We start from the raw sequence: 12093 nt of genomic DNA, 5'->3' as shown, positions 1-12093 counted from the left end.
AACATGGTTGGCCATCAGCCGCTGACGGGACGGGGGATACCGTTCTTGCTGTTTAGCACGCTGGCGGCCTTGTCACCATCGACTTCCGGTTTGGCGATGAAGGCTTCCACCTCAGGGGAGAGGATCAGCGGGGCGCCCTGCTCCAGCTCCAGTTCGGTACGAGATAGAGGTGAGTGCACCTCCAGCCAGTGACGGCCATCGGGCTCGATGGCGGTTTTGACCGGCTGGTTGATGACCCGCACCTGAGTGCCGATGGGAACAATCTTGAACAGGGCCTCGATATCGTCGGGGCGCAGCCGAATGCAGCCGGCGCTGACCCGCAGACCGACGCCAAAATCCTTGTTGGTGCCGTGGATAAGGTAGTCCTGCTTGCCATAACCGAGGCGCATGGCGAATTTGCCGAGGGGATTGTCGGGACCGGGCGGCACCACCGCCGGCAGGGTGATCCCCTTTTGCTCGAGCCAGGACTTGCGCACCATGGGGCCGGGCACCCAGGTCGGATTGGGATTCTTGGCGATCACCGTGGTGGTCATCTCCGGCGTCTCCCGCCCTATGTCACCGATCCCGATGGGCAGCACCATCACCTCGTTTTTGCCTTTCGGGAAGTAGTAGAGGCGCAGCTCCGGCAGATTGATGACGATGCCCTCGCGAGGCACGTCCGGCAGCAGCATCTGGGTCGGCAGGGTCAGCCGGGTGCCCGGCTTGGGCAAATAGGGATCGACCCCAGGATTGGCTTCGAGCAGCGCCAGAAAACCAATCTGGGTGTGCTTGCCGATGAGCTCAAGATGTTCATCTGGCTGGACTATGTAGTCCTCCAGTTCGCCGATCAGGCGGCTGCCTGCCGGGGGCAGCGGGTAGGTGGTGGCGAGGACCGGAGCCGTCAGCAGGCTGGCGGTCAGCGCCAGCAATGAGAGGGTTCGTGCTATGAACATGTACTTCCTGTCTGATTGAGATGAGGGGGCCGCGAGGCGACCGCCTTGGGTAAAAGGGGGAAATTGTCAGTCAAACGGGTGACGATTGCCAGCTTGGCCGGCCAGGGCTACAGCCGGGTCCCGACGTGGCAATCCATCATGTTGACCGTTTCTTGCCCGTTTTTAATGCAAGGCAGCATAACCTGCAATGAACAGCATGCTTCTAAGGCGATGGGAGAGGGGATGAGTGGTGAGCAGCGCTGGCGGCACCCATACAGGGGGAGTGTCTCGGCGTCGGTACTGCATCGACAGCAGGCACGACGGCGGAGAACATCTCGCCACCGGGCATGCGCTCATCTGCTGGTTTTATGTGCAGTCGTTTGATCTTTAAAGAGATTCAAGTTGATTTCCAAAGGCGGCTCCGGTAACAATGATGCCCCGTGGAGAGATGCCGGAGTGGCCGAACGGGATTGACTCGAAATCAATTGTGGCAGCAATGCCACCCAGGGTTCGAATCCCTGTCTCTCCGCCATCTTCAAGGCCCAAGCTGCCTGGCAGCTTGGGCCTTTCTCTATTTGCACGCTTGCCGGCATGTTACCCGGCAGGGCCCGTCAGGGCTGGCATGCCGGCGCGCCGGTGGCAGGGGCAGAGCGCCACTGCCAGGGTCTTGTCACGGCGTTACATGCTGGAGAAGACATTCATGATCACCCCGCCCGAGATGATCAGCGCCATCGCCAGGATGGCGGGCAGATCCGGCTTTTGCTTGTAGAGGAGCATCGAGCAGATGGTGACCCCGACAATACCGAAGCCGCACCAGAGCGAATAGGCCACGCCGACCGGAATGGTGCTCATGGCGCGGGTGAGAGCGAAGTAGCACAGGCTGTAGGCGCAGACGACCAGTATGGATGGCCCCAATCTGCTGAAACCGTTGGTCTTCTTGATCATCGAGGTGCCGGTGATTTCAGAGCCGATAGAGAGCGCCAGCCATAAAAATCCGAAATTAAACATGGGTCATTCCTTTTGCGTCAGTTGGCGATGTTGTTGTTCATGGGGGGAGTGAGTGGCTCGGCGGAGGCGTCGCTGCCCTCTTCGCAGCCCATCTTGGAGAACAGGTTCATGATGACGATGCCGCTGGCGATGACGGCCATGCCGATCATGGCTGCGGTGTCCGGGTGCTGGCCGTAAAACGCCATTCCCAGCGTGGAGACCACCAGGATGCCGGTGCCGGACCAGGTGGCGTAGGCAAGCCCAACGGGAATGTCTTTTACCGCGCGGGAGAGGGAGTAGTAGCAGGTGCAATAGAGCAGCACGAGCAGACCGAGCAGCAGCATCTTGGTGGTTCCTTCACTGCTGCCAAACATCTTGAGGGTGGAGGTGGCCGATGTTTCGGACACGATCACCAGTAGCATCCATAGCCAACATTTTGTTTTTGAAGACATAAGTTAAACTCCGGGTTTGTTATTTAAGGTAAGGTTGTTTTTCTTTTCTTCTGCTTTTCAAAAAATCGATGGCGGCATCGGTCAGCTGGGCCTCGGCCGTCTGTGCCAGCGCCGGATCCTTCTCAACATCGCTGACCGTGAGATAACGGCGCGCCGTGCCCGCCGGCACAGTAGCCGTGTCGTTCGCCGGAGCCAGCCTCTCCAGCAGTTCATTCATGGTGCACAGCACCACACCGATCTCGCCCAGACGGCTGAGCGCCGCCTGCATGTGCCCGGCGTATGGCGTGCCCGCTTGCGCCCCCAGCAGCTGGTTCAGCTCGCTGGCGGGATCGCAGTGATAGCGCAGCGCCAGCACCGGCAAGCCGCTCAGCAGGGCGTCGTGCAGCCGCCGGGCGACGGGGCTTTGCAGCGAGCCGCTCAGCAGGTCCATCGCCAGCGGGTAGTCGAGAAAGGGCAGCACCAGCGCGCGATAGGGGGCGGGCGGCAGGGCCCGTTGCCAGACGCTGGCCGGCACTGTCTCCCCCAGCGGTTGCCACAGCGCGCCATCCTCGATGTCTACTGCCAGCGCAAGCTGCAGGGGCTGCCCACAGCCGGCCAGACGGTTTCGAATGGCCTGCCGATAGCCCTGGGCCGCGGTCACCATCACCAGCAGCGGTGGCTGCAGGCGCCTGAGCATCTGTTCGACCAGGCGTTCAATCTGTTGGTCGGTCATGGGGATCTCCGTTAGCCGAGCAGCCTGACCTGCGCGCCGTTTTTCAAGCCGGCGGCGTTGGCCTCTTCGGTATCGATGTGAAATTCCAGGGCGAAATCGTCGCGTACCCGCACCACCACCTCATCGAAGGTCAACTGGCGCTCGCCGTCGCTGCGCACGCTCACCTTCTGGCCGTGGGTCACGTTCAGCTGGCGGGCGTCTTGTGGCGAGAGGTGGATATGGCGCCAGGCGCAGATTACCTGGGAGCGCAACTCCACGTGGCCGGCGGGGCCGATGAGCAGGGCGCTGCCCGTATTTTCCAGCTGGCCTGACTCACGGACCGGCGCCTTTATGCCGAGGGTGAAGCAGTCGGCGCGGGAGATCTCCAGCTGTGAAACCGGCCGGGTCGGGCCGAGCACCCGCACCCGGGTCAGCGAGCCCTTGGGGCCGACCACGGTGACGCACTCTTCGGCGGCAAACTGACCCGGCTGGCGCAGCGGTTTGAGCGGTGTCAGGGTGTAGCCCTTGCCGAACAAGGCCTCCACATCCTGTTGTGCCAGGTGAACGTGGCGATTCGAGATGCCGACCGGGATCGCCGGGCTGACCAGGCTCAGACGGACGGCAATCTTTTGATGCAGCTGGGGATCGATCATGCTTTCTTCCCTTTTCTTGCCGCGGCCTGTCGGTCTTCCGCCTGATCGGCGGCAGGCAGGCTGGCCGGTTCGGTATCGGCACCGCTTTCCGGTGACAGGGCCGGCACAGCGCTTGTTGCGGTAGTCATCTCCTTCTTGGTGCTGGTCGGTGCGCGTGGCGGGTAGCCCTTGAGGTTGCCGAGCGCCGCTACCGCGCTTGGCTCCGGACGGGCAATCACCAGAGAATGGACCTGCTGGTCGATGGTGGCGGCCACCGCGACGCCACGCTCGATGGCGGTGTGGATGGCGCTGATCTCCCCTTCGAAGCAGACACTTACCAGCCCAGAACCCACCTTGCGATAGCCGATGCAGTTGACGCCTGCCGCTTTGCAGGCGGCGTCCACCGCCTGAATGGCGGCGACCAATCCTCGTGTTTCAATTACGCCCAAACTTTTCATCGTCGACTCCTGTTAATGGCGGACCAAGCGAATATCGAAATCAAATTGTGCAAAGAAGGCCTCCAGCCGATCCAATTCGTCCGGTGTGTAAGAGGGGTCCTGCGCAATGGGGTAGGGCATATCCAGCCGCTCATATTTCTTGCGGCCCAATTGGTGGTACGGCAGCATGTCGATCCGCAGGATATTTCCCCGCTTTGCCAATTTCTGTACATATTCGATGGCGCCGGTAATGGCATCCCATGAATCGTTATATCCACGGATGAGCGGCATGCGCACAATCACCTTGGCGCCGTAATCAACCAGCCATTCCAGATTGCGGCGAATACCTTCATTGCCGATACCCAGCATCGCCTTATGCTGTTCGCTGTTGATTTGCTTGATGTCGAACAAAAAGGTATCGGTGACGGGCGCCAGCTGCTGGTAATTGGCCAGCGAGGTGGTGCCCTGGGTCTCGATGGCGGTATTGATCATCATCTTCTTGCATTCGCTAAACAGCGCGACGGCAAAGTCGGTCTGCAGGCTCATCTCGCCGCCGCCGATGGTGACGCCACCGCCGGAGGAGATGTAAAAGTCATAGTCCTGCATGATGATCTCCATCAGCTCGCTGACGGTGACATCCTTGCCCATGATGTCCAGCGCGTGCTGGGTGCAGACCTCTTCGCATTTGCGGCAGCCGATGCAATCTTTATTGCGATCGACGAAGTGTTTCATGCTGCCGTTCTCTTCGGCCCGGTAATGGACTCCGGCCGGACAGACATTCACGCAGTCACCGCAGTTGATGCATTTGTCGTGCGAAAACATCACCTGAAATTGGCTGCTGAGCCCTTCAGGGTTGGCGCACCAGGGGCAGCTAAGATTGCAGCCCTTGAAAAAAACCAGCGTGCGAATGCCATCGCCGTCATATATCGAATATTTCTGGATATTGAATATGCGGCCGGTTAATTCATTATTTGCGATCACGCTTGCCTCCTCTCCGAATGTGGCAGGCCGCAGTCGCATTATTTGCGACCTGCCATTGCGGAGTACTTCCGGTTATTTTGGCGATTAAGAAAGACGGGTTATCAACGCATCGATCAGAACTTCTCAATCACGGTGCGGCTGATGATCTCGTCCTGCACCTCTTTGCACAGCTCGACGAAATAGGCGCTGTAGCCGGCGACACGCACTATGAGGTCGCGGTACTTCTCCGGCTCCTGCTGCGCCTTTTTCAGCACTTCGTTGTCGACATAGCTGAACTGCATCTGGCCATTGCCGAGGATGGAGGCGGTACGCAGCAGGGTGATGAGGCCATGGCGTCCCTCCTGGGTATCCAGCAGCCCCTTGAGGAACTTGAAGTTATGCACCATGCCGATGTTCATGGTCTCCACGTTCATCTTGCTGACGGACTTGATGATGGCCGTCGGCCCCTGCTTGTCCGCCCCCTGGGTCGGGCTGATGCCGTCGGAGAGCGGCATCCAGGCCAGGCGCCCGTTCGGCGTGGCGTTGGTCAGCTCGCCGATGGGCGTGTTGTTGGAGATGGAGAGGGTGCCGTGGCTCAGGGTGGAGTAGAGCATCTTGTACTTGCGGCACTCTCGCTCGGTCCACTCGGTGATATCCAGCGCGTACTGGTCGACGTAGTTGTCGTCGTTGCCGTACTTGGGCGCATTGAGGCAGTCGCGGCGCAGCGCTTCGAATCCTTCGAAGTTGGCCAGCAGCGCATCGCGAATTTGTTCGAGTGTGTATCTCTGCTCCTCGAACACCAGCTTGCGGATAGCCGCCATGGAGTCGACATAGGTCGCCAGCCCCGAGAAGATGAGGCCCGGACCGTGGTTGACCACGGCGCCACCGGCGGCGACGTCCTTGCCCTTCTCCATGCAGCCTTCCACCAGCAGTGACATCAGCGGTTTCGGCGCCACGTCGCGGTGCACGCGCTGGCTGATCACGGTGCCGATGGCCGACAGGCGAACGATGTGGGCAATCTGCTGTTTGACCGCCGCATCGAACTGCTCGAAGGTGCGCAGCTCGCGCAGGTCGCCGGTATCCAGCCCCTGATGGCTGTCGAACAGCACCATCCGTCCCCGGTTGAGCACGAACTCGATGGCGATGGGCCACTGGGTGTAACCGGTGGAGGTCCACTGATAGATGCGCCCCGACTTTTGCGGTTCGACGCAGCCCATCAGGCAGTAGTCGCGGGCGTCTTCAAAGTCGAAGCCCTTGCGCAGCATCATCTTGATGTGGGAGTCGTCGAAGTGGCAGGCCGGGAAGCCCATCCCCGCTTTCACGACGTCGACGATCTTCTCCATGTATTTCTGCGGTGACTGGTTGTGAATGCGGCAGGCCAGCGACGGCTGGTAGACCTTCACGAACCGCACGGCATCCATGATGAGGTAGGTCAGGTCGTTGCAGGCATCGCCGCCGCTGCGCTTCTGGCCGCCCACGGTCAGGTTGATGAAGGGCTGATAGCCGGCGAAGTATTTCGCCCCCAGCTCGCTCGACATCCACATCAGCTCGGCACACTTGATGATGAAGGCCTGCATCAGCTCGAGCGCGCTTTCGTGGGTCAGACGACCCTCGCGGATGTCCGCTTCGAACATGGGGTAGCAGTACTGGTCGACCCGACCGAGTGACAGGCCAGTCTGGTTCTCTTCAATCTCGAACAGCGACTCCACCGTCCAGATGCTCTGCAGCGCTTCTTGCAGGGTCTTGGGCGGGTTGGCCGGCACGTTCTCGTTCACCTCGGCGATGGTCAGCAGCTCGGCGCGGCGCTGGGCATCCTGCTCTTTCACGGCCAGTTCACGGGCATGGGCCGCGATGCGGCGGGCGTAGTTGACCACCCCTTCGCAGGTTTCGATCGCTGCCTTGTAGTAGTAGATGCGATCGATGTCGTCCGGGTTCTCCATGCTCAGCTGGTCGAGATGGGCCTGGGCGTCGGCCTTGATGCCGTTCATCCCCTTGGTGAACAGCAGCACGTCGTAGCCCGGGCAGGTGTCGCCACCCCCGTTGATCTGGTGGTAGGAGAGGTCGCTGACGAAGGTCTCGCCGCTGAAGGCCCAGACGCCGGCTTCCCGGTACTGCGCTTCGCAAATCTCGTCCAGCGAGCGGCCTTCCCAGAACGGCACTATCTCTTCGCGGATGGTTTTCTTGTCCGCTTCGCTGATTTCAAAGGGATCTTGCGGACGGGTGCTCATGGTATCGAGCTCGTCGCGAACCCAGCGCCAGGCTATGTCCGGCGAGAAGGCGCCGGCGCGCGGCTTGCCGCACGGGTGGCCGACGATCAGCTCGTCGTTCTGGATAAGGATGGGGGCGGTTTCGCAGGCGTGGCGGAACGCTTTGGCCCGCAGCAAGATGGTCGGCATGCCAGGGTTGGCCTTGACGACCTCGGTAAAGGCCAGTGCCCGGTAGATGGAGACGCTGGGGCGCACGGTCAGATAGTGGTTGCGCAGGCGCTGCAGGCGCGGCGTCAGCCCCTCCATCACCGGCGTATCGGCACAGGCGGCGAACGGGGCGACAGAGACGTGCTGCACTCCGCGAAAGAGGCGAACCGGCAGCTTGAGGGCGCTCAGGTTTTGCTGGGCGCAGAGGAACATCTCGGAGAGCGGGTTGATGCTCGCCTGCTCCAGGCTGGCGCCGTGCAGCAGGGCATCAAACATGGGGTAGCCATCGATGGCGCAGGTGGCGCGCACTTCGCTCAGCTCTGCCAGCTTGAACCACAGGCACTCGACGATTTCATACGCCTGTTGCTCGGTCAGCGCGCCGTTGGCGATATCGCGCTGGAAGTAGGGCAGCAGCGCCTTGTCGGCCCCTTCCGGGTTGACCGCATAGCTGCCGTTGTCGAGTTGAAGCGCCAGCTGGAACAGGTAGAACGACTGGCAGGCCTCTTTGAAGTTGCGTGCCGGGTGGGCCGGTACATGGTGCAAAATGGCGGCGCTGTCGCGCAGCTCGGCCTGGCGGAACGGGTTGGTTTCGGCGGCGGCCAGGGTTTCGGCGCTGTTGGCCAGGTTCTGTGCCAGCGCCATCAGGGCGTCGCAGGCGTGGATGGCGGCGCGGCAGCCGTTCACTTCGTCCATGCCGCTGCGGCTGACGGCGCTGCCCAGCGCGCGGGTTTTCTCTTCCAGCTGCTGCTTGATGGCCAACACGCCCTTCTCCACCACCAGCTTGTAGTCGGGGGAGTCGATGGTGCTGTTCAGATTCAGGAACTGGAAGGTGGACGGTCGCTGCCCGGCACTTTCGTCGTGGAAAATGGCGCCGTGCGGGGTGCGGGTCTGGTTGCCGACAATCAACTCGTCGGCACTGATGGTCAGCGGCAGCTGACGCATCAGCTCGTAAAAACGGCGGGCCGGTTTGACGGCGGCGGGAATGCCCGCGATGTCGCCATCCAGCCCGCTCAGAATCGTGGCGTGTTCGCTGCACAGGGTGCTGGTGTGCGCCAGTAAACGTTCAGCCAGCACGTTGACGCGCGGCGTTAAGCTGTAGTGTGCCATGAGGTAGGTTCTCCAGTTCTTGTTCTTAGTGGCCGGCGGCGAGAGTGCCGCACCATGCCTTGCGATAGAGTTCGGTCAATGCCCGGGCATCCGGTGCGCGCGGGTTGGTCGGGGTGCAGTTGTCGCGCAGCGCCTGGCTGACCATCTCCGCCAGCCGCTGGTCGAAATCGGCAGCGAGGAGGCCGGTATCGCCAATGCCGGCCGGCATCTTCATCTCGTCTTTGAGCGCCTGGATGGCCACCAGCAGGCTGTTGACCCCCTCGCGCGGCGTCTGGGCGGGCAGGTCCAGCAGGTGGGCCAGGCGGGCATATTTGTGGGCGGCCTCGGTATCACACTGCCCGTCGTGGTCGGCGTTCCATGCCACGACCTGCGCCATCAGGAGCGCGTTGGCACGGCCGTGCGGGACGCGGAACACGCCGCCGAGGGCATGGGCCAGGCTGTGGGTGATGCCGAGCGAGGCGTTGGTGAAGGCCATGCCCGCCATGCAGGAGGCGTTGTGCATCTTCTCCCGCGCCAGCAGATCGTGGCCGTCGCGCCAGCAGGCGGGCAGGTAGCGAAAGACCTGCTGCACCACCTTCTCCGCCAATGCGTCGGAAAAGTCGCTGGCCGCCCGGGAGACATAGGCCTCCAGCGCGTGGCACAGCACGTCCATCCCGGTGTCGGCGGTGATGGCGGGCGGTACCGATGCCACCAGCGACGGATCGAGAATGGCGATATCCGGCAGCAATGACGGGTCGACCAGCACCAGCTTCTCGCTGCGGGCCTTGACCACCGAGAAGCTGGTCACTTCCGAACCGGTGCCGCTGGTGGTCGGGATGGCCACGAAACAGGGGCGCTCGCGCCCCAGGTTCGGGCGGGTTTGCGCCAGGGCGAACATGACCGCTTTGGCTGCATCAATCACCGAACCGCCGCCGAGCGCGATCACCAGATCCGGATAGCAGCTGTCCATGAGCTTCATGCCGCGCACGACCGTGGTGATGTCCGGATCGGCCACTACATCGTCCCAGCACTGGAAAGGGATGCCGCGCTGGCGCAGGATCTGCGTCACCCGGTCGGCCAGGCCAACTTTCACCATCATCTGATCGGTGACCAGCAGCGCCTGGCGGGCGGGCACTTCAGCCAGGGCGGACAGGGCGTCCTGACCGAAGCGGATCCGGGGTTTCAGCAAAAATTCACTCATTGGGTCATTCACTCCTCAAGCGTCCCGAAACACCTTCTCGACAATGGCGACCACCGACATGGCCTTGTAGCGGTCTCTGTTGAGCGCGAGGTACTCCTCGGCCAGTACGACGTCGTGCATGCCTGCGCCGACACTGTCGACGGCGACCCAGGAGCGGTCCTTCATCGGTTGCTGCTGATCGTCCAGCTGGGTGATGAGCAGCAGATTGCTGCCACGCAGCTCATCGCACTTCTGCGTGGCGACGACATGTCCGGTTACCTTTGCGAGAATCATGGTTCTTATCGCCTTATCTCAATGGGTTACTTGCCAAGGCGCTCAAGCACCTGACGGATGACCCGCTCCACGTTCTGCTCGCTGATCTCGCCGCCGACCTCGGCGCTGGCGCCGGCAAAACGGTCGTCGGCGCTGTGGCAGGCTGGCGCCGGGGCAGTGAAGCGGGCATCGTCGAGGATGCTGCAGGGCTGGGGCGCGGCCGGGGCGGCGCAGGTGGGCTGCACTGCAACCGGCTGGATGGGGGCACGCAGCTCTTCGATGGTGCGCACGCCGTAACCCACCTTGCGGATGTTGAGCAGGTTCATCGGGCCGACGTTGTCGGAGCTGGAGCCGCCGCCGACGGCGCCGCAGCCGAGGGTCAGTGCCGGCGTGAGGTTGGTGGTGGCACCGATGCCGCCGAGGGCGGCGGGGGTGTTGATCAGGATCCGGTTGACCGGTTTTTCGAGGCTGAACTGGCGGATCACGTCCTGATTGCGGGTATGGATCACCAGGGTGTGGCCCAGCCCTTCGTTGGTCAGCAGCTCGACCACCCGATGACAGGCGGCGCGCCACTCCTCTTCCACGTAGAGGCCGAGCACCGGGCAGAGCTTTTCACGGGAGTAGGGATTGCTGTGGGAGACGGTGGTCTGTTCGGCCACCAGCACGCGGGTGCTGGGGGGGATGCTGAAACCGGCCAGCTGGCTGAGATGGAGCGCCGTCTTGCCCACCACTTTCGGGTTGATGGTGCCGTTCGGGCGCAGCAGCAGGGCGGCCATCTTGGCGGCTTCGTCTTCGTTCATGAAGTAGGCGCCCTGGGCCGCCAGCTCGCGATGAACCTCGTCGTAGATGCAGCGTTCGACGATGATCGACTGTTCGGAGGCACAGATCACGCCGTTGTCGAAGGTCTTGCTGGTGATGATGTCCTTCACCGCCTGGTGAATGTCGGCGCTGCGCTCGATAAAGGCCGGGCCGTTGCCCGGGCCGCCACTGATGGTCGGGGTGCCGGAGGCATAGGCCGCGCGCACCATGCCCTCGCCACCGGTTGCCAGGATCAGCGACACGTCCTTGCTGTGCATCAGCTCGGAGGTCGCCTCCAGGGTCAGCTGGGTGATGCCGTCCACGATGCCCGCCGGAGCACCGGCGGCTTCGGCGGCGCGTTTGACGATCTCAATGGCTTTCCAGCTGCACTGGCGTGCGCCCGGGTGCGGCGAGAAGATGATGGCATTGCCCGCCTTGAGGGCGATCAGGGTTTTGTAGAAGATGGTGGAGGTCGGGTTGGTGGAGGGCACCAGCGCGCAGATCACGCCCAGCGGCACGCCCACGTCCATCACTTTTTTCACCTGATCGTCATGAATGATCCCGACGGTCTTCATCTCTTTGATGGCATCGTAAACGTGCAGCGAAGCGAACCGGTTTTTCAGCACCTTGTCTTGCCAGTTGCCAAAACCGGTCTCTTCTGCGGCCATTTTCGCCAGCGTTTCGGCATGGCACGCGGCTTCTTCGGCCACGTTCTTCACGATGGCGTCGATTTTCTGCTGCGAAAAGGTGGCCATAATCACCTGCGCCTGTTTGGCGTTGCGCACCAGTTCTCTCGCGTTCTGGCGGGAGAGCAAATCGGTATCGAGTTCAATCATGAATCTATCCTTCATCAGACTAAAAAAGTGCGGGCGGGGCGTGCCCTCTCAGGTCATGCCTTGTGCTGCGCCGCGATTTTTTCGATGTCGTTGTGCGGGCGTGCGATGACGCGAGAGGTAACCACTTCGCCAATGCGTTTCGCCGCTTCCACACCGGAATCCACCGCCGCATTGACCGCGCCGACGTCGCCTTTCACCATGGCGGTGACCAGGCCAGAACCGACGTTCTCATAGCCGATCAGCTCGACGTTGGCGGCCTTGCACATGGCATCCGCCGCTTCGATGCAGGCCACCAGGCCTTTGGTCTCAATCAGACCAAGCGCTTCTTTCATCATGTTCTCTCCCGTTATTCGGCAATTTTGTAGTGGGCGACAATCTTGCTGATGTCGTTGTGCGGACGGGCGATGACCAGCGAGGTCACCACTTCACCGATGCG

11 protein-coding genes, 1 tRNA gene and 2 pseudogenes are annotated in these 12093 nt (G+C 62.0%); 1 reads left to right on the top strand and 13 read right to left on the bottom strand.

The window, feature by feature from the left end:
* Positions 1-14: 14 nt before the first annotated feature.
* Entirely contained in the window at positions 15-932 is a 918-nt protein-coding gene (locus tag QLG02_RS12330) for a L,D-transpeptidase family protein (RefSeq protein WP_270827356.1), read from the bottom strand.
* A 421-nt stretch (positions 933-1353) separates the two neighbouring features.
* On the opposite strand from QLG02_RS12330, the gene QLG02_RS12325 reads away from it, so the two are divergent.
* Positions 1354-1443, top strand: a tRNA-Ser gene (locus tag QLG02_RS12325).
* 146 nt (positions 1444-1589) lie between these two features.
* Here the strand turns inward: QLG02_RS12325 and QLG02_RS12320 are convergent.
* The 12 genes and pseudogenes from QLG02_RS12320 to QLG02_RS12265 form a co-directional block, all read right to left on the bottom strand.
* Positions 1590-1919: a multidrug efflux SMR transporter gene (locus QLG02_RS12320; RefSeq protein ID WP_010634671.1), complete on the bottom strand. Its 330-nt coding sequence runs from the start codon at positions 1917-1919 to the stop codon at positions 1590-1592.
* Positions 1920-1936: 17 nt separating this feature from the next.
* A complete protein-coding gene (locus QLG02_RS12315) occupies positions 1937-2350 on the bottom strand; it encodes a multidrug efflux SMR transporter (protein WP_282465292.1) in 414 nt (137 codons plus the stop codon).
* Between the two features lie 19 nt (positions 2351-2369).
* Positions 2370-3062 carry a hypothetical protein gene (locus tag QLG02_RS12310; RefSeq protein ID WP_282465291.1) on the bottom strand — a complete coding sequence of 231 codons (693 nt, stop codon included), beginning with the start codon at positions 3060-3062 and terminating at the stop codon, positions 2370-2372.
* An 11-nt stretch (positions 3063-3073) separates the two neighbouring features.
* Entirely contained in the window at positions 3074-3694 is a 621-nt protein-coding gene (locus tag QLG02_RS12305; RefSeq protein ID WP_282465290.1) for a phosphate propanoyltransferase, read from the bottom strand.
* A gap of 203 nt (positions 3695-3897) precedes the next feature.
* Positions 3898-4131: pseudogene (locus tag QLG02_RS21810) on the bottom strand (BMC domain-containing protein); the annotation flags it as partial.
* A 12-nt stretch (positions 4132-4143) separates the two neighbouring features.
* Entirely contained in the window at positions 4144-5091 is a 948-nt protein-coding gene (gene cutD / locus QLG02_RS12295; protein ID WP_282465288.1) for a choline TMA-lyase-activating enzyme, read from the bottom strand.
* A 113-nt stretch (positions 5092-5204) separates the two neighbouring features.
* Entirely contained in the window at positions 5205-8591 is a 3387-nt protein-coding gene (gene cutC / locus QLG02_RS12290; RefSeq protein WP_282465287.1) for a choline trimethylamine-lyase, read from the bottom strand.
* 25 nt (positions 8592-8616) lie between these two features.
* Complete coding sequence (locus tag QLG02_RS12285; protein WP_282465286.1) at positions 8617-9771, bottom strand: 1-propanol dehydrogenase PduQ; 1155 nt, start codon at positions 9769-9771, stop codon at positions 8617-8619.
* 15 nt (positions 9772-9786) lie between these two features.
* Complete coding sequence (locus QLG02_RS12280) at positions 9787-10044, bottom strand: EutN/CcmL family microcompartment protein (RefSeq protein WP_010634663.1); 258 nt, start codon at positions 10042-10044, stop codon at positions 9787-9789.
* Positions 10045-10070: 26 nt separating this feature from the next.
* The gene (locus QLG02_RS12275) at positions 10071-11657 is read right to left on the bottom strand and encodes an acetaldehyde dehydrogenase (acetylating) (RefSeq protein ID WP_282465285.1); all 1587 of its coding nucleotides are present in this window, start codon (positions 11655-11657) and stop codon (positions 10071-10073) included.
* Between the two features lie 53 nt (positions 11658-11710).
* A complete protein-coding gene (locus QLG02_RS12270; RefSeq protein ID WP_002442217.1) occupies positions 11711-11989 on the bottom strand; it encodes a BMC domain-containing protein in 279 nt (92 codons plus the stop codon).
* 14 nt (positions 11990-12003) lie between these two features.
* Positions 12004-12093, bottom strand: a pseudogene (locus QLG02_RS12265) (BMC domain-containing protein); the annotation flags it as partial.

It is taken from the genome of Aeromonas sp. V90_14 (genome assembly GCF_029967615.1).
In the GTDB taxonomy this organism is placed as follows: domain Bacteria; phylum Pseudomonadota; class Gammaproteobacteria; order Enterobacterales; family Aeromonadaceae; genus Aeromonas; species Aeromonas hydrophila.
This window is presented reverse-complemented; position numbering and strand designations above follow the sequence as displayed.